Source organism: Aquamicrobium sp. LC103 (assembly GCF_001014615.2).
Classification (GTDB): domain Bacteria; phylum Pseudomonadota; class Alphaproteobacteria; order Rhizobiales; family Rhizobiaceae; genus LBCQ02.
The window spans coordinates 477,798-498,294 of record NZ_LBCQ02000002.1 but is presented as its reverse complement, the minus strand read 5'-3'; the positions used below and the strand labels follow the sequence as shown (position 1 = coordinate 498,294).

Annotated in this window: 22 protein-coding genes; 16 read left to right on the top strand and 6 right to left on the bottom strand. The window is 65.1% G+C overall.

The genetic code is table 11. The features are described from left to right. Nucleotides 1-516, top strand: a complete 516-nt coding sequence (locus tag XW59_RS05835; protein WP_047143781.1) for a histidine phosphatase family protein — start codon at nucleotides 1-3, stop codon at nucleotides 514-516. Between the two features lie 6 nt (nucleotides 517-522). Here the strand turns inward: XW59_RS05835 and XW59_RS05830 are convergent, their stop codons facing one another. Continuing rightward, a complete protein-coding gene (locus tag XW59_RS05830; protein WP_047143780.1) occupies nucleotides 523-2,628 on the bottom strand; it encodes a molybdopterin oxidoreductase family protein in 2,106 nt (701 codons plus the stop codon). A gap of 104 nt (nucleotides 2,629-2,732) precedes the next feature. Between XW59_RS05830 and XW59_RS05825 the strand changes: the two genes are divergently transcribed. The 4 genes from XW59_RS05825 to XW59_RS05810 all read left to right on the top strand — a co-directional run bounded on the left by XW59_RS05825 (nucleotide 2,733) and on the right by XW59_RS05810 (nucleotide 5,505). Further along, nucleotides 2,733-3,590 carry a 23S rRNA (adenine(2030)-N(6))-methyltransferase RlmJ gene (locus tag XW59_RS05825; RefSeq protein WP_047143779.1) on the top strand — a complete coding sequence of 286 codons (858 nt, stop codon included), beginning with the start codon at nucleotides 2,733-2,735 and terminating at the stop codon, nucleotides 3,588-3,590. Between the two features lie 60 nt (nucleotides 3,591-3,650). Continuing rightward, nucleotides 3,651-4,097 (top strand): hypothetical protein, encoded by a 447-nt coding sequence (locus tag XW59_RS05820; protein ID WP_137326985.1) that lies wholly within the window; start codon nucleotides 3,651-3,653, stop codon nucleotides 4,095-4,097. 80 nt (nucleotides 4,098-4,177) lie between these two features. After that, the gene (locus tag XW59_RS05815; protein WP_047143777.1) at nucleotides 4,178-4,822 is read left to right on the top strand and encodes a ribonuclease; all 645 of its coding nucleotides are present in this window, start codon (nucleotides 4,178-4,180) and stop codon (nucleotides 4,820-4,822) included. 80 nt (nucleotides 4,823-4,902) lie between these two features. Next, nucleotides 4,903-5,505 (top strand): glutathione S-transferase family protein, encoded by a 603-nt coding sequence (locus XW59_RS05810; RefSeq protein ID WP_047143776.1) that lies wholly within the window; start codon nucleotides 4,903-4,905, stop codon nucleotides 5,503-5,505. Between the two features lie 63 nt (nucleotides 5,506-5,568). Here the strand turns inward: XW59_RS05810 and XW59_RS05805 are convergent, their stop codons facing one another. Further along, nucleotides 5,569-6,228 carry an outer membrane protein gene (locus XW59_RS05805; protein WP_047143775.1) on the bottom strand — a complete coding sequence of 220 codons (660 nt, stop codon included), beginning with the start codon at nucleotides 6,226-6,228 and terminating at the stop codon, nucleotides 5,569-5,571. A gap of 437 nt (nucleotides 6,229-6,665) precedes the next feature. Between XW59_RS05805 and XW59_RS05800 the strand changes: the two genes are divergently transcribed. The 5 genes from XW59_RS05800 to XW59_RS05780 all read left to right on the top strand — a co-directional run bounded on the left by XW59_RS05800 (nucleotide 6,666) and on the right by XW59_RS05780 (nucleotide 10,961). After that, a complete protein-coding gene (locus tag XW59_RS05800) occupies nucleotides 6,666-7,430 on the top strand; it encodes an SDR family oxidoreductase (RefSeq protein ID WP_047143774.1) in 765 nt (254 codons plus the stop codon). After that, a complete protein-coding gene (gene uvrC, locus XW59_RS05795; RefSeq protein WP_082137411.1) occupies nucleotides 7,427-9,514 on the top strand; it encodes an excinuclease ABC subunit UvrC in 2,088 nt (695 codons plus the stop codon). The genes XW59_RS05800 and uvrC overlap by 4 nt, the downstream gene beginning before the upstream one ends. 118 nt (nucleotides 9,515-9,632) lie before the next feature. After that, nucleotides 9,633-10,217 carry a CDP-diacylglycerol--glycerol-3-phosphate 3-phosphatidyltransferase gene (gene pgsA, locus XW59_RS05790; protein ID WP_047143773.1) on the top strand — a complete coding sequence of 195 codons (585 nt, stop codon included), beginning with the start codon at nucleotides 9,633-9,635 and terminating at the stop codon, nucleotides 10,215-10,217. A gap of 11 nt (nucleotides 10,218-10,228) precedes the next feature. Then, nucleotides 10,229-10,480: a molybdopterin converting factor subunit 1 gene (gene moaD, locus XW59_RS05785; protein WP_047143772.1), complete on the top strand. Its 252-nt coding sequence runs from the start codon at nucleotides 10,229-10,231 to the stop codon at nucleotides 10,478-10,480. 7 nt (nucleotides 10,481-10,487) lie between these two features. Next, nucleotides 10,488-10,961: a molybdenum cofactor biosynthesis protein MoaE gene (locus XW59_RS05780; RefSeq protein WP_047143771.1), complete on the top strand. Its 474-nt coding sequence runs from the start codon at nucleotides 10,488-10,490 to the stop codon at nucleotides 10,959-10,961. A gap of 113 nt (nucleotides 10,962-11,074) precedes the next feature. Here the strand turns inward: XW59_RS05780 and ndk are convergent, their stop codons facing one another. Together ndk and XW59_RS05770 are read right to left on the bottom strand one after the other, a co-directional pair. Then, nucleotides 11,075-11,497, bottom strand: coding sequence for a nucleoside-diphosphate kinase (gene ndk / locus XW59_RS05775; protein WP_047143770.1), 423 nt, complete (start codon nucleotides 11,495-11,497; stop codon nucleotides 11,075-11,077). 82 nt (nucleotides 11,498-11,579) lie between these two features. Further along, the gene (locus XW59_RS05770; protein WP_047143769.1) at nucleotides 11,580-12,272 is read right to left on the bottom strand and encodes a glutathione S-transferase family protein; all 693 of its coding nucleotides are present in this window, start codon (nucleotides 12,270-12,272) and stop codon (nucleotides 11,580-11,582) included. A gap of 67 nt (nucleotides 12,273-12,339) precedes the next feature. On the opposite strand from XW59_RS05770, the gene XW59_RS05765 reads away from it, so the two are divergent. The 3 genes from XW59_RS05765 to XW59_RS05755 all read left to right on the top strand — a co-directional run bounded on the left by XW59_RS05765 (nucleotide 12,340) and on the right by XW59_RS05755 (nucleotide 15,603). Continuing rightward, nucleotides 12,340-12,852 (top strand): DinB family protein, encoded by a 513-nt coding sequence (locus XW59_RS05765; RefSeq protein WP_047143768.1) that lies wholly within the window; start codon nucleotides 12,340-12,342, stop codon nucleotides 12,850-12,852. 70 nt (nucleotides 12,853-12,922) lie between these two features. Continuing rightward, nucleotides 12,923-14,800, top strand: a complete 1,878-nt coding sequence (locus XW59_RS05760; protein ID WP_047143767.1) for an ABC-F family ATP-binding cassette domain-containing protein — start codon at nucleotides 12,923-12,925, stop codon at nucleotides 14,798-14,800. Continuing rightward, entirely contained in the window at nucleotides 14,797-15,603 is an 807-nt protein-coding gene (locus XW59_RS05755) for a crotonase/enoyl-CoA hydratase family protein (protein ID WP_047143766.1), read from the top strand. The genes XW59_RS05760 and XW59_RS05755 overlap by 4 nt, the downstream gene beginning before the upstream one ends. A gap of 140 nt (nucleotides 15,604-15,743) precedes the next feature. Here the strand turns inward: XW59_RS05755 and XW59_RS05750 are convergent, their stop codons facing one another. Both XW59_RS05750 and XW59_RS05745 read right to left on the bottom strand, forming a co-directional pair. Beyond that, nucleotides 15,744-16,193, bottom strand: coding sequence for a DNA polymerase III subunit chi (locus XW59_RS05750; protein WP_047143765.1), 450 nt, complete (start codon nucleotides 16,191-16,193; stop codon nucleotides 15,744-15,746). Between the two features lie 16 nt (nucleotides 16,194-16,209). Further along, nucleotides 16,210-17,706: a leucyl aminopeptidase gene (locus tag XW59_RS05745; RefSeq protein ID WP_047143764.1), complete on the bottom strand. Its 1,497-nt coding sequence runs from the start codon at nucleotides 17,704-17,706 to the stop codon at nucleotides 16,210-16,212. A 164-nt stretch (nucleotides 17,707-17,870) separates the two neighbouring features. Here XW59_RS05745 and XW59_RS05740 point away from each other — a divergent pair, with 164 nt between their 5' ends. Genes XW59_RS05740 through lptG form a run of 3 tightly spaced genes read left to right on the top strand, consistent with a single transcriptional unit; the run spans nucleotide 17,871 to nucleotide 20,364 of the window. Further along, nucleotides 17,871-18,077 (top strand): hypothetical protein, encoded by a 207-nt coding sequence (locus XW59_RS05740; protein WP_136067962.1) that lies wholly within the window; start codon nucleotides 17,871-17,873, stop codon nucleotides 18,075-18,077. Continuing rightward, the gene (gene lptF / locus XW59_RS05735) at nucleotides 18,074-19,279 is read left to right on the top strand and encodes an LPS export ABC transporter permease LptF (RefSeq protein WP_047143763.1); all 1,206 of its coding nucleotides are present in this window, start codon (nucleotides 18,074-18,076) and stop codon (nucleotides 19,277-19,279) included. Before XW59_RS05740 ends, lptF begins: the two co-directional genes overlap by 4 nt. Further along, complete coding sequence (gene lptG, locus XW59_RS05730) at nucleotides 19,276-20,364, top strand: LPS export ABC transporter permease LptG (protein ID WP_047143762.1); 1,089 nt, start codon at nucleotides 19,276-19,278, stop codon at nucleotides 20,362-20,364. The genes lptF and lptG overlap by 4 nt, the downstream gene beginning before the upstream one ends. Nucleotides 20,365-20,497: the final 133 nt, after the last annotated feature.

The window sequence follows — 20,497 nt, the reverse complement described above, 5'->3', positions numbered from 1 at the left end:
GTGAAAACTCTCCTTCTCCTGCGTCACGCCAAATCCAGCTGGGACGATCCGGCGCTCGACGATTTCGACCGGCCTCTCGCCAGGCGCGGCCGCGCCGCCGCTCCATTGATGGGACGTCTGCTCGCGGAACGCGCGTGGGTGCCCGATCTCGCGCTTGTTTCGCCCGCGCTGCGCACACGGCAGACCTGGCGGCTCGTCGCCCCTGAATTGGCCGAGCCGGTGGACGCCGCCTTTGCCGACGGGCTCTACGAGGCTTCCGCCGAGCAAATTCTCGGCGAGATACGGAAGCAGGCAGCGAAGATCGGTACGCTTCTCGTTCTCGGCCACAATCCCGGGCTCGAGGAACTCGCCCGCCGTCTATGCGGGCCTTCGAGCGATCGCGAAGCTCTCGCGTGGCTCACGGCGAAATTTCCCACCGCCGCCCTTGCCCGGTTCGAATTCGACCGGGGTTGGAGCAATCTCGGCTTCGGCGTTGGAAAGCTTACGGATTTCGTGCGCCCGAGGGATCTGGAGTAGAGGGCGTCAGGCCGCCCTCACCCAGACCTTGTTGTCGTGAAAGGCTGCACCTCCATACGGCGCCGCCGCATCTCCACCGGTCAGCACGTTGATGCCTTCGCCGCGCTCATGCGCGGAATTCGGCCAGATGCCCTCGGCTATGACGACGCCGCGCTTGACCCCCTCGAAGAGCTTGGCGTGGATGACGACCTCGCCGCGCTCGTTGCCGATCTCGACGCGATCGCCATCCGCGATGCCGAGCGCTACCGCATCCTCGGGATGCAGCATGAGTTCCGGTCGACCCTCGCGCTTCAGCGAGCTCGGCGTTTCGGTGAAGCTGGAATTGAGGAAGGTGCGGGCCGGCGAGGTCGCCAGCCTGAAGGGATGGCGTTCGTCGGCCACTTCGATGAGGTCGACATGATCGGGGAATTCCGGCAGCGCCTCATGGCGGCCGAGCAGACCCACCGATTCCGGCGGCTTGTTGGGCGCCCGGCCGCCCGCCCATTCCGGCTTGAAGCGGAACTTGCCGTCCGGATGGCCGAAACCGTCGATATAGTGCGCGGCCTCGAAATCGGGCTGGACGTCGGCCCAGCGCTCGTCCTTCAAGGTCTGGTAGTTGCCGATCCCCTGGCGCGACAGGATCTGGTCGATATGCTCGCGCTCGTCGAGGCCGAAACCCGGCATGTCGGCGACCCCGAGGCGCTTCGCCAGTTCCTCGATGACGTAAAGGTTCGTGCGCGGGCCTTCCGGCGGGTCGATCAGCTTCGGCCCGAGAACGAGGAACTGGTGCCCGCCGCCCTTGTAAATGTCGTCATGCTCCATGAACATCGTCGCGGGCAGCACCACGTCGGCGAGCTTCGCCGTATCGGTCATGAACTGCTCGTGGACGCAGGCGAAGAGATCGTCGCGCAGGAAGCCGCGTTTCACCAGCCTCTGCTCCGGCGCGACATTGGCCGGATTGGTGTTCTGGATCAGCATCGCCGTGACCGGCGGCCCATCTCGCAGCGCTTCCGCGTCGCCCGTCAGCACGCGGCCGATCTGCGACTGGTCGAGATGGCGGATGCGCGGATCGACGAGGCTTGCGCCTTCGAGCAGGCCCTTGTCGAGCTTGTAGATCGCGCCGTTGTTGTGAAACGCACCGCCGCCCTCATATTGCCAGCAGCCGGTGATCAGCGAGATCGACAGCGCGGCATGCATGTTGACGGCGCCGTTGCGCTGGCGGGCAAAGCCGTAGCCGAGACGGAAGAAGGTCTTCTTCGTCGTTCCGACGAGGCGGGCGAAGGTTTCGATCTCCTCCACCGACAGGCCGGTGATCGCGGCCGCCCATTCGGGGGTACGCGTCCTCACATGCGCTTCGAGCCCGCGCGGATCGTCCGTGTACCTCTCCAGATAATCCCAGTCGGCATGGCCGTCGCGGAAGAGGACGTGCATCACCGCGCAGGCGAGCGCGCCGTCGGTGCCCGGTTTGACGATCAGGCCCATGTCGGCCTGCTTCATGGTCGCATTGCCGTAGACGTCGATGACGACGATCTTGGCGCCGCGCTCCTTGCGGGCGCGGGTGGCGTGGGTCATCACATTGACCTGGGTGACGACGGCATTGGTCCCCCAGATGACGACGCAATCCGCCTTCGCCATCTCGCGCGGATCGGGACCGGCGAGTCGGCCGGTGCCCATGACGTAGCCGGTCCAGGCGAGATTGGTGCAGATCGTGTCGAAGAAGCCGGAATACTTCTTGGCGTGGCGCAGGCGATTGATCGAATCGCGCTGCACCAGCCCCATCGTGCCTGCGTAATAGTAGGGCCAGACGGCCTCGGAGCCATGACGCGCCTCGGCCTCGACGAACTTTTCCGCGACGAGGTCGAGGGCGGCTTCCCAGCTCGCTTCCCTCCACTGGCCGTCGCCCTTCGCGCCGGCCCGAACGAGCGGCTTCATCAACCTGTCGGGGTGGTGGATGCGCTCCGAGTAGCGCGCGACCTTGGCGCAGATCACCCCGGCCGTGTAGCTGTTGTCCTTGGCGCCGTGGATGCGACCTATCCTGCGTCCGTCGATGACTTCGACGTCGAGCGCGCAGGTCGAGGGGCAGTCGTGCGGACAGGCCGAATGGCAGATGTGAATATTGGCGTGCTGGTTCATCGTCGCAAACTAGCCGAAAAGGTCGCGGCAGTGTAGGCCATGACCGGTCAAAACCTTTGATGCAGGCCGGAGCGGCGTGATGCCGCCCGCGATGGAGTTTCTTCGTGAATTACCGCCATGCCTATCATGCCGGAAACTTCGCCGACGTCGTCAAGCACGTCGTGCTCGCGCGCATCCTCGACTACCTCAAGCGCAAGGACAAGGCGTTCCGGGTGATCGATACTCATGCCGGCGTCGGCCTCTACGATCTTTCCGGCGAGGAAGCGCAGAAGACCGGCGAATGGCGCGACGGCATCGGCAGGCTGCTCGCGGCAAGGCTTCCGGCCGAGGTCGATCCGCTCCTCGCCCCCTATCTCGGCATCGTGCGCGGTTGCAACCCGGACGGAACCTTCCGCTTCTATCCGGGTTCGCCGCTGATCACCCGCGAAATGCTGCGCCCGCAGGACCGGCTGACGGCGATCGAACTGCATCCCTCGGACAATGCGGCGCTGAAATCCCGCTTCGCCGGCGATTTCCAGACACGGGTGCTGGAACTGGACGGCTGGCTGGCGCTGGGCGCTCACGTACCGCCGAAGGAGAAGCGTGGCCTCGTGCTCGTCGACCCGCCGTTCGAGAAGGAGGGGGAGTTCGACCGACTGCTGGAGGGTCTCGCCAAGGCACATCGCCGCTGGCCGGGCGGCATCTACGCGCTCTGGTATCCGATCAAGGACCGTGCGGCGGTCGAGCGGTTCCGCGCTTCGCTGAAGGAGGCGGGAATCGCGAAGATCGTCGACATCCGCTTCGAGATCCGGTCTCCCTCGGCGACGCCCGCCCTCGACGGCAGCGGCATGATCGTCGTCAATCCCCCGTACCCGCTCGTCGGCGAAATGGAGACCGTTCTTCCCGTGCTCCAGCGCATTCTCGGCGGCAAGGGTGGCAGCCATGGCACGGACGTGCTCGCCGGCGAGAGCGTGGCGACTTGACCGAAAGCCTCCGGTGAAAGACAGTGACGCAAAGTCACCTCTTCGAACCGGGGAACTTCGATGATTCGCATTGCAAGGCGCGGCATTCTGGCTCTGGCGGCGGTGCTTGCCGCGGCAATCGGCGGCACGGCACCGGCGGCGGCCGCGGACATGGTGGTCGGCGTTTATGTCTCCGATCCGGGCGTATGCGCCAATCAAAGGGTGCTGAACCGAATCTCCCACCGCTTCCGCCATCAGGTGACGCATGTCCCGCACCTGCCGCAGGTCGACATCGTCGATTTCCAAGGCATCCGCGAGACCCGCTTCTTTCCCCGATACGAAGAGAGCCCGATCGAACGGCGCTACTGCCAGGCGACCGTTGCCCTCTCCGACGGCTACAGCCGCGACGTCTGGTATCTGATCGAGCGCCCGATGGGCTTCGCCGGCTTCGGCAGCAATGTCGAATTCTGCGTTTCCGGCTTCGATCGCTGGAACGTCTATGGCGGCCGCTGCCGGGTCCTGCACTGATCTTCAGCACGTCGAACCAAACCGGGAAATCCGTCGCCGGCCCGACCATAAGAGGGCTGGCAGCGGGATTCTGCCTTCTCATGGCAGCCTGCCAGGAGCAAAGCCCCGCCGGCGCGCAGGCCGATCCCTCCTCCAAGCTTCCCGAGGGGTCGGGTTTCGATTTTCTCGTCCTGTCGCTGTCCTGGTCGCCGAGCTACTGCGCGGCGGAGGGCGAGGACGCCAATCGCCAGCAATGCTCCGGGCGGAGGCAGTATGCCTTCGTCGCCCACGGGCTTTGGCCCCAATTCGAAAGCGGCTGGCCCGAATTCTGCGCGAGCGGGGAGCCCGACCGTGTTCCGCAATCGATCGTGGACGGGATGCTGGACATCATGCCGTCGGCCGGGCTGATGGGGCATCAATGGCGCAAGCACGGCTCCTGTGCCGGCGTCTCCCAGCGCGACTATTTCGCCCTGCTGCGCGCGGCATGGGAGCGGGTCGAGATACCGGACGGGTTCGGGCACGTGGAGCGCCACCAGTCGGTGCGCCCGCGGGACGTCGAAACGTCTTTCCTTCAGGCGAATCAAGGGCTGCCCGCCGACGGCATCGCGGTGACCTGCGACAACCGGTATCTGCGCGAAGTCCGCATCTGCATGACGAAGTCGCTCGAGTTCCGCGCCTGCGAGGAGGTCGACCGGCGCGCCTGCACGCGCAATTCGGTCGTCATGCCGCCCGCGCGCGGCAGATAGGCGCCCGTCTGGACGATTGCGGCCGGGCCGGAGCCCAAATAGCCTGCGTCGGCAGAATCACCACGCGGAGCGCTTCGAGAATGGCCAAGGTCCTTTATTCGTCCACATCGCCCTACAGCGCCAAGGTGCGCATGGCGGCCGCCTATTGCGGCGTCGCGCTCGAGGCGGTCCCCGTCAATACCGGCGACGAGCCCGAAATCCTGATCTCCGCCAACCCGCTCGGCAAGATCCCGACGCTCGTCCCCGACGAGGGCGAGCCGATCTTCGACAGCCGCGCGATCACCCAGCATCTCAACAGGATTTCCGGCAGCAGGCTCTTTCCGCGCAACGCCGCCAAGCGGCTGGAGGCGGAGCGCCTCGAGGCGCTCGCGGACGGCATCTGCGACTGCCTGCTCGCCCATGTCTACGAAAGGCGCTACCGGCCGGAAGACAAGGTTCACCAGCCGTGGCTCGATCAGCAATGGTCGAAGGTCATGCGCGCCCTCGACCACCTCAACGCGCATCCGCCGAAGCTCACCAAGAATGCGACCGGCGGGCAGATCGCGCTGCGCGCGGCCCTGGGCTATCTCACCCTGCGGTTCGAAGGGAAATGGGAGCGCGGACGCGCCAGGCTGGTCCGCTGGGCCAGGCGTTTCGACGAACGCTTCCCCGATTTGCAGCCCTATCTGCCGAAGGTCGGCTGAGGTTCCGCAAAAACAAAAAGGCCGGGCACAAGGCCCGGCCTTTTGGTCTCGTTACTCAGATACTTAGAACTTCACACCGAGACCAACCGAAACGCGGTTGTTGCTGCTTTCAAAGTCGGTGCTCTCACCGGGGAAGTCGAAGGTTTCCTTCCCGTAGTCGGTGTAGCGGTATTCGACGCGGCCGAAGACCTGGTCGGTCAGCTTGGCATCGATACCGGCGCCAACCGTGTAGCCGAGCATCACGTTGGTGTCGCGGTTGCCGGCAATGCCGACGCGCTGACGCTCAGCGGCGCCACCAGCCGTACCGTAGACGAGGATGTCGTCGGTGACGGCCACACCGGCGCGAGCGCGGATCGAACCGTCGACGCTCGTGCGCGAGGAGACGCCAGCCTCTTCACCCTTCACGTTGCTGTAGTTGACGTCACCTTCAACACCGTAGACGAACTGGCCGTTCTGGAAGTTGAAGCCGCCGAAGGCGCCGCCCAGGAAGCCATCGGTCTCGATGGAGTCGATGTCGGACTCGGTCTTGCCCGAGAAGCCGTAGCCGAGGCTCACACCGGCGTAGGGGCCGGCCCAGGTGTTGACCGGAGCGACTTCCATCGGAGCAGCCGGTGCCGGGGGCTCCTGATAGACGACGTCCGCTGCCATGGCCGGCAGAGCCGCGATGGAGGCGAGGCCGAGGCCAGCAACTGCCGACAGGGCGAATCTCTTGTTGATGTTCATTTCTTTCTACTCCTTAGCCGCAGGAAACTCAGTACGCGCTCCCGCTTCCTTTTTGCATGCGCCCGGGGACCGCGATGGGAGGTGAACGACCCGAGACGACAACGGTTCCCTTCTCGTGTGAAAATGAGGCCGAACCGCACCTGAATAAGGGTCATTTACCGGCAGGATTCTGGCAGAAAGGTGACGTTGCATTTGAGCAACAGCGTTGTGAAGCAACGCCTGGAGCGCCGTAGCCGGCAAAGCGCACCGCTGCGGAAATCCCGCATCCCCCTTCTTATATATGCAGGGTTCGACATCGGCGTCATCAAATGGCAGTTGTCGCCATCAAGGCTGCTTGGGGACACCGCAAAACCGTCGTTTTGCGCTATAGAGTTCGGAATCGCGATCTCGTTCCCCCGGGAACGCGACGCATCGGGCAGATCGGGAAAGCAAGGGCTGTGGCGAAACTGAAGAAAGTTGCACTGGTCACGGGCGGCGCCCAGCGTGTCGGGCGCGCGATCGCCGAGGATCTCGCCGCGCACGGTTTCGCGGTCGCGATCCATTGCAACGCCTCGCGGAAGGAAGCGGACCTGTTGGCCGAGAGCCTCGTTTCATCCGGAGCGGAAGCGGCGGTGATGCAGGCCGACCTTACCGACATGGCGGCCGTCGAGACCCTCGTCTCCGACGCCGCCTCCCTGCTCGGCCCCGTCAGCCTGCTGGTGAACAACGCTTCCGTCTTCGACGAGGACTCCGTCGAGGAATTCGACTGGAACGGATGGGACAGGCATTTCGACGTCCACCTGAAGGCACCGGTCGCCCTGACGCAGCATATGGCGGCCGCCCTGCCCGAGGACGGGGAAGGATTGGTCGTCAACATGATCGACCAGCGCGTGTGGCGCCTCACGCCGCGCTTCTTTTCCTACACGCTGTCGAAATCGGCGCTCTGGACCGCCACGCGAACGATGGCTCAGGCGCTCGGGCCGCGCCTGCGCGTCAACGCGATCGGGCCGGGACCCACATTGAAGAACGAGCGGCAGGATGCTTCCGATTTCCAGGCGCAGGTCGACGCCCTCACGTTGAAGCGCGGGCCGGATCTTGCGGAATTCGGCCGCACGATCCGATATCTATGGGAGGCACGGTCCGTGACCGGACAGATGATCGCCCTCGACGGCGGTCAGCATCTGGCCTGGGAAACGCCGGACGTCGCCGGAGTAGCCGAATGAAGCCGCCGATCCCTTCCAACAGCCTCAGCGAGGCAGAGCGCAAGGCGCGTTCCGGCTCGGATATCGCCGGTTTCGCGGGCGGCGACAACGGCGACGAGGACGAGAACGAAATCGCGGAGCCCGAGCCGGTGCCGGTGCCGGCACGCGATCTCGGCATAGAATGGGACGGCGTGGCGGGCGACGCCGACGGCAAGGACGGCATCGAGGTCATCCAGACCCTGGTCAAGCGGCTTCCGAACGCGCCCGGCGTCTATCGCATGATGAACAAGGCCGGCGACGTGCTGTATGTCGGCAAGGCGCGCAGCCTCAAGAAGCGCGTGACCAACTACGCGCAGGGGCGCGGCCACACCAACCGCATCGGGCGGATGGTCCGCGAAACCGCGGCGATGGAATTCGTCGTGACCCGCACGGAGACCGAAGCGCTGCTCCTGGAAGCGAATCTGATCAAGCGCTTGCGGCCGCGTTTTAATGTTCTGATGCGGGACGACAAGTCGTTCCCCTACATCCTCATCACCGGCGACCATCCCTCGCCCGGCATCTTCAAGCACCGCGGCGCGCGTTCGCGCAAGGGCGATTACTACGGCCCGTTCGCCTCCGCCGGCGCGGTCGACCGCACGATCAATTCGCTGCAGCGGGCGTTCCTTCTGCGCAGTTGCACCGATTCGGTATTCGAGAGCCGCACCCGGCCTTGCCTGCTTTACCAGATCAAGCGCTGCTCCGGTCCGTGCACGAACGAGATCGCGCCGGCCGACTATGCCGAGCTCGTCGCGGAAGCGAAGGCGTTCCTTTCGGGCCGCTCCAACAAGGTAAAGGCGGAAATCTCGACCGCCATGCAGGACGCCTCCGAGGCGCTCGACTTCGAGCGGGCGGCGATCTATCGCGACCGCCTCGCCGCGCTCAGCCATGTCCAGAGCTATCAGGGCATCAACCCGCAATCGGTCGAGGAGGCCGACGTCTTCGCCATCCACCAGGAGGGCGGGCAGAACTGCATCGAGGTCTTCTTCTTCCGCACCGGCCAGAACTGGGGCAACCGCGCATATTTTCCCAAGGCCGACCCCTCGCTGGAGACCGCCGAGGTGCTGGGCGCGTTCCTGGCGCAGTTCTACGACGACAAGCCCTGCCCGCGCACGATCCTCCTTTCGCATGCGGTCGAGGAACAGAGCCTGCTCGCCGAGGCGCTTTCGACGCGCGCCGGCCACAGGGTCTCGATCTCCGTGCCGCAGCGCGGCGAAAAGAAGGACCTGACCGACCATGCGCTGCAAAATGCGCGCGAGGCGCTGGGCCGCAGGCTCGCCGAAACATCCTCGCAGGCGCGCCTGCTGGCCGGGCTTGCCGAAACCTTCGGCCTTCCGCGCGCGCCGCGGCGCATCGAGGTCTACGACAACTCGCACATCATGGGCACCAACGCCGTCGGCGCGATGATCGTCGCCGGGCGGGAAGGATTCGCGAAGAACCAGTACCGCAAGTTCAACATCCGCTCGACCGAGATCACCCCCGGCGACGATTTCGGCATGATGCGCGAAGTGATGGAGCGCCGGTTCTCCAGGCTGCTCAAGGAACACGGCCTGCCTGAGGAAAGGCCGGAACAGGCCGAGGAGGAGGACGCCGAAGCCGTCGACGCGTTTCCCGCCTGGCCCGATCTCATCCTCATCGACGGCGGCCAGGGCCAGATGACCGCCGTTCGCGGGATCCTCGACGAACTGGGCATAATCGACAAGGTGACGGCGATCGGCGTGGCAAAGGGCGTCGATCGCGATGCCGGACGCGAACGCTTCTTCGTCACCGGTCGCGACGCCTTCATGCTGCCGGTGCGCGACCCCGTGCTCTACTTCATCCAGCGCCTGCGCGACGAGGCCCACCGCTTCGCGATCGGCTCGCATCGCGCGCGGCGCAAGAAGGAGATGGTGAAGAGCCCTCTCGACGAAATCTCGGGAATCGGCCCGAACCGGAAGCGCGCGCTGCTGCACCATTTCGGCACCGCCAAGGCGGTCAGCCGGGCCGGCGTGGAGGATCTGATGGCGGTTGAAGGCATATCGGAAGGCACGGCCCGCCTGATTTATGGCCATTTTCACGAAAATGGATGATCCAGTTGCATGTTTCGGGGCGACCGCGACCTTACGGCGGTTGACCCCGGCAAGAAGCATCTGATTGTAGTGTCTCAGGGGGTTTCCCTGACATCGAATGACAGAAAGACGGGAAATTATGGCCAACCGCGCCTTCAATCTTCCAAACATCCTCACCTATGCCCGCATTCTGGCGGTGCCGCTGGTGGTGCTTTGCTTCTTCCTCGAAGGCCGGTTGCAGTCGAGCGATCCGGCGCGGTGGACCGCGCTCGCGATCTTCGCCATCGCCAGCATCACCGACTTCCTCGACGGATATCTGGCCCGCATCTGGAAGCAGACCTCGAATATCGGCAGGATGCTCGATCCGATCGCCGACAAGCTGCTGGTCTCGTCCGTGCTGCTCCTGCTCGCCGCCGACGGCACGATCGCCGGCTGGACGCTCTGGGCGGCGATCATCATCCTGTGCCGCGAAATCCTCGTCTCGGGTCTGCGCGAATATCTCGCCGCGCTCAAGGTCTCGGTGCCGGTCACCCAACTCGCCAAGTGGAAGACCACGATCCAGCTCGTCTCAATCGCCTTCCTGCTTGCCGGCCCCGCCGGCGACAAGATCCTGCCCTATACCACCGAGATCGGCCTCGTCCTGCTTTGGGTGTCGGCGCTCATCACGCTCTACACGGGCTATGACTATTTCCGCGCCGGACTGAAGCACGTGATCGACGAGTAGCGGAGGTCGCGATGAAACTGAAATATTTCGCATGGGTGCGCGAGCGCATCGGCAAGGCGGAAGAGGACGTCGAGCTGCCCGACACGGTCACCACCGTGCGCGAGCTTCTCCTGTGGCTGAAGGGGCGCGGCGAGGAATACGACTTCGCCCTGCAGCACCCCGAGGCGATCCGCGTCGCGATCAATCAGGAGCATGCCGGTCACCAGGAGAAGATCGCCGGCGCGCGCGAGATCGGTCTCTTTCCGCCGATGACCGGAGGCTGACGCCGCCATGGCCGCCGCGATCACGCCGACGATCCGCATCCAGGCCGAGGATTTCGACGTCGCGGCCGAAATCGCCCGTCTGGCCGAAGGGCGCGGCGACGTCGGCGCGGTCGTGACCTTTTCAGGCCTTTGCCGCGACGAGAACGGCACGCTTGCCGCGCTCGAATTGGAGCATTATCCGGGAATGGCGGAGGCCGAGATCGGCCGCATCGCCGCGCAGGCGATCGAGCGCTGGCCGCTCACCGGGCTGACCGCCATCCATCGCCATGGAAAGCTGCGTCCCGGCGAAAACATCGTCCTCGTGGTCGCGGCCTCCGCGCATCGCCAGGCGGCGTTCGAGGCGGCTTCCTTCATGATGGATTTCTTGAAGACCAGCGCGCCCTTCTGGAAGAAGGAGCACCGCCCGGACGGCAGCAGCGAAAGCTGGGTGGAGGCGAAGGACCAAGACGATCTCGCCAGGAGGAAATGGACCGAATCCTGACACTCCTCGATCGGCGTGGATCGGATGCCCGCGGCAGGCCCCTTCCGTGGGCATCGCCAAAAAGAAAAGCCGCGGCTTTCGCCACGGCTTTTCCCGAAGCAGGATCGATCAGATCAGCCGACGATCTCGGTGTCGGAGAACCAGTACCTGATTTCCTGGGCGGCGGTTTCCGGCGCATCCGAGCCGTGGACGGAGTTCTCGCCGATCGAGAGCGCGTGAATCTTGCGGATCGTTCCCTCGGCGGCATCGGCCGGGTTGGTCGCGCCCATCACTTCGCGGTTCTTCGCGATCGCGTTCTCGCCTTCCAGCACCTGGACGATGGTCGGGCCGGAGGACATGGACTCGCAGAGCTCGCCGAAGAAGGGACGCTCCTTGTGCACGGCGTAGAAGCCCTCGGCCTCGCGGCGGCTCATCCAGACGCGACGAGACGCGACGACGCGCAGGCCGGCATCCTCCAGCATCTTGGTGATTGCGCCGGTCAGATTGCGCCTGGTCGCGTCCGGCTTGATCATCGAAAAGGTGCGTTCGATCGCCATTCTTGTGTCCTTCATTCGGGGAAACGGAAAAGATGGGGGTCTATACAGTTCCCTTTCCGCGATGTGAAGGCCCTCCGGCCGTTCATGCCGCCGCAGGCACCTTGCGCGCAAGCCCCCCATGCAGGTCCAGGCAGCGTTCGAACCATGCCGATACCGGATCGGCCTTTTCGAGCGGCTGGAAAGGCGACATCACGCGCACCCATTGGAGCGCGCCGGCGACGATGTAGTCCGAGAACAGCGGACCTTCGCCGCCGATGAAGGGCTGGTAGGCGAGCACCTGACGCAGCGGCTCCAGCGAGGAACGCCAGGCGGCCAGGCCGGCCTCGCGCCCCTGCCCGACCTCCTCCAGCTTCTTGCCGAAACGGATCTCGCGGCTCTTGCGGAAATAATCCCGGTCGGCGGGCGCCAGCCTGTCGTGGATGTCCATCAGCACGGCCGCGCCCAGGAACGAATGCAACGTCGATTGCGACCAGCGTTCGATGAAGCGGGCCATCGCCTTGCCGCCATCGCCGCGAAACAGGCTCGGCCGGTCGGGATAGGCCTCCTCCAGATAAAGCGCGATGTCGAAGCTGTCGCCGACGACCTTGCTCCCGTCTCGGATGACGGGAACGGTCTTGCAGACGCCTTCCTCGACATTCGGGACCGCGGTGAACGGCGTCGGCACGCTTTCGAAGGAAAGGCCCTTGTGGGCGAGCGCGAACGCCGTTTTCCAGCAATGCGGGCTGAAGGGGCGCGCACTGTCTTCGCCGACGAGATCGTATAGCAATATGGCCATTGGCGGACATTCTCCAGAGATGTAAACAGGCGCGATATTTGCAGCTTCGAAGCAAAAGGGAAGCGCGGTGAGGCAACATTTTTCGATGCTGGCGGCCTACAACCGGTGGGCCAACGCCCAGGTTTACGATGCCGCCGGCGAGCTGACGGCCGAGGAGCTCAATCGCGACACCGGCGCCTTCTTCAAATCATTGATCGGTACCCTCAACCACGTATTGGTGGCCGACCAGATCTGGCTCAGGCGCTTCACCGGGAGCGGCAGCGCTCCGACCGCGCTGAATGCCGTGCTGTTCAGCGAGCTCGCCCCGCTGCGGGCAGCGCGCGAGGCGGAGGACCGCAGGATCGTCGAGTGGATCGCGGGTCTCGGCGACAAGGAACTCGCCGGCCGCTTCACCTATCTGACCGTGACCGACATGCGCACCATTTCGCAGCGGCTGGCGCCGGCACTGGCGCATTTCTTCAACCACCAGACCCATCATCGCGGCCAGGCGCATGCGATACTGACCGCGCTGAAGAAGCCGTCGATCGTTCTCGACATGGTCTATTTCCAGCGCACGGAAGAAGGCAGGGAATACGCCTGACCCGCATGGATCGGTTGCGGGAGGCCCGCTGGCACTTGTCGCGGGCCGCGCAACCGTGCAAAACGCGGCCATGCTTATCATCAATGACATATCGCTGCGCATCGCAGGACGGCTGCTTCTCGACCACGCCTCCGTGACCCTTCCCGCGGGCTCCAAGGCGGGCCTCGTCGGCCGCAACGGAACCGGCAAGACGACGCTCTTCAAGGCGATCACCGGCGAGCTGCCGAGCGAGACCGGCTCGATCACCTATCCCAAGAACACCCGGATCGGGCAGGTCGCGCAGGAGGCGCCCGGCACCGAGGAACCGCTGATCGACATCGTGCTGAAGGCCGACACGGAGCGGGTGACGCTGCTGCACGAGGCGGAGACCGCGACCGACCCGCACCGCATCGCCGAGATCCAGATGCGGCTCGCCGATATCGACGCGCATTCGGCCGAGGCGCGCGCCGCGACCATCCTCGCCGGCCTCGGCTTCGACACGGAAGCGCAGAAGCGCCCCGCCTCCTCCTTCTCCGGCGGCTGGCGGATGCGGGTCGCGCTGGCCTCGGTGCTTTTCGCGCAACCCGACCTGCTGCTGCTCGACGAGCCGACCAACTATCTCGACCTCGAAGGCACGATGTGGCTGGAGAACTATGTCGCGAAATATCCGCACACCGTCCTCCTCATCAGCCACGACCGCGACCTGCTCAACCGCGCCGTCAATTCCATCGTCCATCTCGACCAGAAGAAGCTGACCTTCTGGCGCGGCGGCTACGACCAGTTCGAGCGCCAGCTCACCGAGCAGCGCGAATTGCAGGAAAAGAGCCGCGTCAAGCAGGAAGCGGCGCGCAAGCACATGGAAAGCTTCGTCGAGCGCTTCCGCTACAAGGCGTCGAAGGCGCGTCAGGCGCAGTCCCGCCTGAAGGCCCTGGAAAAGATGAAACCGATCGCCGCGCTCGTCAACGACACGGTGCGGCCGTTCTCCTTTCCCGAGCCGGTGAAGAGCGTCGCCTCGCCGATCCTCGCGCTGCAGGGCGGCGCGGTCGGCTACACCGCCGGAAAGCCGGTGTTGAAGGGGCTGACCCTGCGCATCGACGATGACGACCGCATCGCGCTTCTCGGAGCCAACGGCAACGGCAAGTCGACCTTCGCCAAGCTTCTGGCCGGGCGGCTGAAGCTGGAAAGCGGGTCGATGACGATCGCGCCTGGCCTGAAAGTGTCGATCTTCGCGCAGCACCAGCTCGACGATCTGCGGCCGGAGGAAAGCGCGGTCGAGCATGTGCGCCGGCTGATGCCGGACGCGCCCGAGGCCAAGGTCCGCTCGCGCGTCGCGCAGATGGGGCTTTCGACGGAGAAGATGAGCACCGCCGCCAGGGATCTTTCCGGTGGCGAGAAGGCGCGCCTCCTGATGGGCATCGCCGCTTTCGACGGTCCGAACCTGCTGATCCTCGACGAGCCGACCAACCATCTCGACATCGATTCCAGGGAATCGCTGATCCACGCGCTCAACGACTATTCCGGCGCGGTCATGCTGATCAGCCACGACCGCCACCTGATCGAGGCGACGGTCGACCGGCTCTGGCTCGTCAAGGACGGCACGGTCGGCAATTACGACGGCGACCTTTCAGACTACTACCAGGTCGTGACCGGCAGTTCCGTCGACCGGCGGGAGAAGCGCGAGGCCGACAAGGCGTCGAAGGCGGATCGACGCCGCGAGGCGGCCGCGCGCCGTGCAGCGCTGGAGCCGATCGCCAAGGAGATCAAAGCCACCGAGGCGCTGATGGAACGCATCCGCAAGCGGATCGACGGCATCGAAGGACAGCTTGCCGACCCCTTGCTTTACGAGAAGGAACCTTCCAAGCTCCAGACGCTTTCCAAGGAGCGGGCACAACTGGTGACCCAATTGTCCGGCCACGAGGAAAAATGGCTCTCGCTGTCGGCGGAATACGAAGAGGGAATCGCGGAATGACGATCAGGGTCGATCGGGACGGCGAGACAACCATCGTGACGATCGACCGGCCGGAGGCGCGCAACGCCGTCGACCCGCGGATGGCGGACGAGCTCTTCAAGGCCTTCGTCGCCTTCGAGCGCGACGAGGCGAGCAAGGTTGCCGTGCTCACCGGCGTGCCCGGCGCCTTCTCCGCCGGCTTCGACCTCAAGCACGCGGCCGGCGGCATCGACGATAGCTGGTTTGCCGAACACGACCTCGATGCGAGCTTCGACGGCGACGACGATCGCCCGCGCAAGGGTCCGATGGGCCCGACCCGTCTCCTGCTTTCGAAACCCGTCATCGCCGCCGTCTCGGGACCGGCGGTCGCGGGCGGCATGGAGCTGGCGCTTTGGTGCGACCTGCGGGTGATGGAGGCTTCCGCCTATATGGGCGTCTACTGCCGGCGCTGGGGCGTGCCGCTGATCGACGGCGGCACGGTTCGCCTGCCGCGCATCGTCGGCCACGGCCGCGCCATGGACCTGATACTCACGGGACGTCAGGTCAAGGCCGGCGAATGCCTGGAAATGGGCCTCGCCAACAGGGTTTGCGAGGACGGAAGCTCGCTCGAAACCGCGCTGGAGATCGCCCGCGAACTCGCGCGTTTCCCCCAGGCCTGCATGCGGGCCGACCGCATCTCGGCGATCCGGCAATGGTCCCTCGGCCCGGAAGCGGCGCTCGCCAACGAATGGAAGAGCGTTGCCGCCTTCCGCAAGGAAGGCCTGGCCGGAGCGGGACGCTTCGCCGCCGGCAAGGGCCGCTCGGGCGATTTCGAGGAAATCTGAGCCGAAAGCCGCCCTGACCGTCGCCGGAATCTCGACCGCTCGCGCCGAGCCCCTCGATCGCCGCCACCAACGTCCTCAACCGCCGCGACGTCGCCACGCGTCAGCGGGCGGGCGAACTCGGCCGGCCTGCGTCCCGACGCTCAGGCCTTGCGTTCCCAGCGGCGCTCCGGTGTCTGCTGCCAGTAGGTCGCAGCGTGGCCGGCGGCCTTCATCGCCTTCCACTGCCCGCGAGCGACCTCGAGCTGGTGCGCATCGTGGCCGTCGAACATGAAGACGGCGCGCTCATAGGCCGAGATGTCCGGTGGCTCGGCGCCGTCCACCATGAAGCGGATCCGCGCCGAATTGCCGTTCCCCGCCCCGGTCGTCAGCAGGACCGGCTGGTGCTCGGCGTGCCTGTCGTGATCGGTACCATGCGCGAGGAAGGAATCGTCGCGATAGGTCCACAGATGCTGGTCGAGCGCGTCGCGCCGCTCCTCGCTGCCGGTCTGCACGACGACGCTCCAGCCGCGGCCGAGGCTCTTCTCGACCAGCGGCGGCAACGCATCCTCGAGCGTCGATTCGGTCAGGTGGTAGAACAGCACCTCGGTCATCGGCGGGATATCCTGCTCAGCCCTCGTAATTGTCGGCGACGAGGCGATCGAGAAGCCGCACGCCGAAGCCGGAGGCCCAGGACTGGTTGATCTCCGTCGCCGGCGAGCCCATGGCGGTGCCGGCGATGTCGAGATGCGCCCAGGGCGTGTCGTTGACGAAGCGCTGCAGGAACTGCGCCGCCGTGATCGCGCCGCCATAGCGGCCGCCGATATTCTTCATGTCGGCATTCTTGGAATCGATCAGCTTGTCGTAGTCCGGTCCGATCGGCATGCGCCAGACCCTCTCGGCCGTGGCGCCACCGGCGTCGTAAAGACGCTCGGCAAGCTCGTCATTGTTGGAGAAGAGACCGGCGTGGTGCTGCCCGAGCGCCACCATGATCGCGCCGGTGAGCGTCGCCAGATTGACCATGAATTCCGGCTTGAAGCGATCCTGGCAGTACCAGAGCGCATCCGCGAGAACCAGGCGCCCCTCGGCGTCGGTGTTCAAGACCTCGATGGTCTGGCCGGACATCGAGGTGACGATGTCGCCGGGGCGCTGGGCGTTGCCGTCGACCATGTTCTCGACCAGGCCGATGATGCCGACCGCGTTCACCTTGGCCTGGCGCGCGGCAAGCGCGTGGATGAGCCCGGTGACGGCCGCGGCCCCGCCCATGTCGCCCTTCATGTCCTCCATGCCGGCGGCGGGCTTGATGGAGATGCCGCCCGAATCGAAGACCACGCCCTTGCCGACGAAGGCGACGGGGTTGGCCTTCGCCTTGCCGCCGTTCCACTGCATGACGACGAGACGCGGCGGGCGCACGGAGCCCTGCGCGACGCCGAGCAGCGCGCCCATGCCGAGCTTCTTCATCTCCTTCTCGGTGAGAATCTCGACCTTCACGCCGAGCTTCTCGAGCTCCTTCGCCTTGGCGGCGAATTCGATCGGGCCGAGGATGTTCGCCGGCTCGTTGACGAGATCGCGCGCCAGGATCACGCCGTCGGCGATCGCCTCGGCTGCGGCGAACGCCTTCTTGGCCGCCGACGGATTTGCGCACAGGATGGCGATTTTCGCCGGCTTGTCGGACGCGGGCTTGCCGTCGCCATTGTCCTTCTTCGTCTTGTACTTGTCGAAGGAGTAGGAGCGGAGCACCAGGCCCATGGCGAGCTGCGCGACATTTTCCGGACCGGCTTCAGCGCCCGCCACCTCGACCACGAGCGACACATCCTGCGACTTCCTGACGGCCGCGAAGGCCGCGCCGCCGATCTTCTGCCAAGTCTGCTCGTCGAGCGCCGACGCCTTGCCCGCGCCGATCACCGCCACGCGATCGAGATCGGAGCCCTGCGGAGCGAGAATTTCCGCCGACGAGCCGAGCTTGCCGCTGAAATCCGCCGCTGCGAAAGCCCTTTCGAACACGCCGGCGGGATCGCATTCCCTCGCGACCGGCCCCAGACCGCCCTCCTCGGCCGAAATCAGAATGGCCGTTCCCTTCCTGGGGGCCGCAAGCTTGGCAAAAGTGACGGTGGGGCGAGCTGTCATGGAATATCCTGTCCTGGTTCCTCAAATCGAACGCGATTCTGCAGTGCGATGCCTTCGCCAGTTTGGCAAGGCCCGGCCCGAATAGCCAGTTTCGGTTGAGCCTGGCCCGATACAAGAGAGCGGGCTGGCTGCCGATGTCGAGGCCCAACGTAGAATGCCGGATCGTGATCTTCAATCACGACCGCGAGAATGATGCGGTGCGACGGAGCGTTAACCTTGTTTATTTGCCGTTTATTCGCCAAATGAAGCCAGATTGCGAACCGGGTGAAGGGGCGCGGCGAGCCGAATTCCATTGTGCCGGCGCGGCGCGAGGAATAGCCTTGCTGTTGCCGCACCATCGCCAAAATGAAACGGAAAAACGCGACGCATGAAAGTCATAGAACTCTATATCATGCGTCGCGCGCTGGGCATCTTCACGGCGACGCTGTTTTGGGTTCTGGCGATCGTCTGGACGACGCAGGTGTTGACGCGCATCGACATCGTCACCGGCAACGGCCAGTCGGCCTCCACCTTCTTCGAGCTCGCATGGCTGGTTCTTCCGGCGGTCATCCCGGTGGTGATGCCCTTCGCCATCGGCATCGCGGTGGCGCACACGCTGACGACGATGAACACCGATTCGGAGATGGTGGTCATTTCGGCGGCCGGCAGCCCGCGCATGACGGTCATCAGGCCGATCCTGCTGATCGCGACCGTCGCCTGCATCCTCTCCTTCGTCATCAACAATTTCGTCGAGCCCTATTCGCGGGAACGGCTGCGCGTGCTGGTCTCGGAGGCGCGGGCGGAGCTGATCACCACCGTCATCCAGGAAGGCAGCTTCCAGAAGCTCGACGACGATCTCTACATGCAGATCGGCGAGCGCCTGCCCGACGGGCGCTTCGGCGGCATATTCCTGGCGGATTCGCGCGAGCAGAACGTCGAGCTGCTCTACTACGCCAAGACCGGCGCGGCGGTGGAGGTCGACGGCCAGCACATCCTCGTGATGGAAGACGGCGTCGTCCACCGGAAGGCCAGCGACGGCGACGTGTCGATGGTGCGCTACAAATCCTACGCGTTCGACCTTTCGCAGTTCGATTCGGCAGCCTCCGGGCCGGTTCTCCTGCCCAAGGACCGCCCCCTCGGCTACCTCATGAACCCCGATCCGTCGGACAAGCGTTTCCAGCAGAAGCCGCAATCCTTCCGGGCGGAGCTGCATCGCCGTTTCTCCGAATGGCTTTACCCGCTCGTTTTCGCGCTCATCGGCCTCGCCGTCGCGGGCGATGCCCGTTCGTTCCGCGAGGCGCGCATCCATCCGCTTTTGACGACGATGACGATCGCGCTTCTCGTCAGGTGGGCCGGCTTCTTCGCGTCCAACAAGGCCGGCACCTCGCCGTTCTTCATCTATGTGGTCTATGCGGTACCGATCCTCGCCTCGCTGACGGCCGTGTATTTCATAATGACCAATCGCGTGATGGAGCTACCAACGTCGCTGACCGACAGGGCCGGCGCGTTCTTCGGCCGCGTCCGCGACAGGCTGACGGCTCTGCGCCTCAGGCTGTCGGGCTTCAGGCGCCCAGCCAGGGAGGGCCGCTCATGATCGGCCTGACGCTGGGGCGCTATTTCTTCATGCGCTACATCTCCATCACCTTCTGGTTCTTCCTGGGGATTTTCGCGCTCGTCTTCATCATCAATTTCACCGAGCTTTCGGGTCGGATGAGCGGCCTGCCCGGCTATTCGATAGACTGGGCGCTGACGGTCGCCGCGCTTCAGGTTCCGATGGTCATGCAGCAGACCGTGCCGTTCATCGGCCTGGTTTCGGGCATGGTCACGCTGATCTCGCTCAACCGCAAATACGAACTCGTCGTCGCCCGTTCGGCCGGCATATCGGCCTGGCAGTTCCTCGCGCCGGTGTGCGCCGGCGCCTTCATGTTCGGCCTCGCCGCGATCGTGGTGCTCAACCCGATCGCGGCGCATGGCTACGCGCGCAGCCAGTTCCTCGAAACGGAGGTTCGCGGGGCGCGGCCGCAGGATGGCAACGCCGGCAACGCGCCCTGGATCAAGCAGCGGACCGACGAAGGCGAGACGATCATCGGCGCGCGCAGCGTGCTGGCCCAGGGGCTCGAACTCGCCGACGCCACCTTCCTGCGCATGGACCTGGACGGCGACATCATCGAACGGCTCGATGCCGAGCGCGCCTATCTGCGCCAGGGACACTGGGAGCTTCGCAACGTGTCGCGGCTCGGCGACGGGTCGACGCGCGAGAAGGTCGAATCGGTGTCGGTGAAGACGAATCTCAGCCCGGAATTCGTCACCGAGCGGCTGGCCCGTCCCGAGACGATTCCCTTCTTCGAACTGCCGAGAAAAATCGCCGCTGCAAGGTCTTTCGGGCTCGGCGCAAACGCTTTCGCAACACATTTCCACACACTTCTCGCACTGCCGGTCCTGCTCGTCGCCATGACCCTGATCGCGGCCACCGTCTCGATGAGATTTGCGCGGATGGGACAGTCGGCGACGATTATTCTGGGTGGAATCCTCGCGGGCTTTCTGCTTTATGTCGTTACGGTTTTGGTCAAGGCGTTCGGTAGCGCTGGATTTGTGCCTCCGGTCGCGGCGGCATGGTTTCCGGTCATCATCGCCGGTTTTTTCGGGGTCACGTTTCTCTTGTACAAGGAGGACGGTTAGTTGCGGGGGATGTGCGCGTTGAATAGCAGGTCCGCCCGGCATGCATGGTTGGCAGGCGCGACGGCGCTCGCATGCGTGTTCGCGTATACGCTTGCTCCCGACCAGGCATGGGCGCAGGACGTCGACTTCGAAG

Bases quoted from the DNA above. Each gene is read 5' to 3' on its own strand.
- ndk (WP_047143770.1), bottom strand. From the start codon at position 11,497: ATGGCGATCGAACGCACCTTTTCGATGATCAAGCCGGACGCGACCAGG.
- lptF (WP_047143763.1), top strand. From the start codon at position 18,074: ATGAAAGTCATAGAACTCTATATCATGCGTCGCGCGCTGGGCATCTTC.
- XW59_RS05830 (WP_047143780.1), bottom strand. From the start codon at position 2,628: ATGAACCAGCACGCCAATATTCACATCTGCCATTCGGCCTGTCCGCAC.
- XW59_RS05810 (WP_047143776.1), top strand. From the start codon at position 4,903: ATGGCCAAGGTCCTTTATTCGTCCACATCGCCCTACAGCGCCAAGGTG.
- XW59_RS05815 (WP_047143777.1), top strand. From the start codon at position 4,178: ATGGCAGCCTGCCAGGAGCAAAGCCCCGCCGGCGCGCAGGCCGATCCC.
- XW59_RS05780 (WP_047143771.1), top strand. From the start codon at position 10,488: ATGGCCGCCGCGATCACGCCGACGATCCGCATCCAGGCCGAGGATTTC.
- XW59_RS05805 (WP_047143775.1), bottom strand. From the start codon at position 6,228: ATGAACATCAACAAGAGATTCGCCCTGTCGGCAGTTGCTGGCCTCGGC.
- XW59_RS05750 (WP_047143765.1), bottom strand. From the start codon at position 16,193: ATGACCGAGGTGCTGTTCTACCACCTGACCGAATCGACGCTCGAGGAT.
- XW59_RS05770 (WP_047143769.1), bottom strand. From the start codon at position 12,272: ATGGCCATATTGCTATACGATCTCGTCGGCGAAGACAGTGCGCGCCCC.
- uvrC (WP_082137411.1), top strand. From the start codon at position 7,427: ATGAAGCCGCCGATCCCTTCCAACAGCCTCAGCGAGGCAGAGCGCAAG.
- XW59_RS05760 (WP_047143767.1), top strand. From the start codon at position 12,923: ATGCTTATCATCAATGACATATCGCTGCGCATCGCAGGACGGCTGCTT.
- XW59_RS05755 (WP_047143766.1), top strand. From the start codon at position 14,797: ATGACGATCAGGGTCGATCGGGACGGCGAGACAACCATCGTGACGATC.
- XW59_RS05745 (WP_047143764.1), bottom strand. From the start codon at position 17,706: ATGACAGCTCGCCCCACCGTCACTTTTGCCAAGCTTGCGGCCCCCAGG.
- moaD (WP_047143772.1), top strand. From the start codon at position 10,229: ATGAAACTGAAATATTTCGCATGGGTGCGCGAGCGCATCGGCAAGGCG.
- pgsA (WP_047143773.1), top strand. From the start codon at position 9,633: ATGGCCAACCGCGCCTTCAATCTTCCAAACATCCTCACCTATGCCCGC.
- lptG (WP_047143762.1), top strand. From the start codon at position 19,276: ATGATCGGCCTGACGCTGGGGCGCTATTTCTTCATGCGCTACATCTCC.
- XW59_RS05820 (WP_137326985.1), top strand. From the start codon at position 3,651: ATGATTCGCATTGCAAGGCGCGGCATTCTGGCTCTGGCGGCGGTGCTT.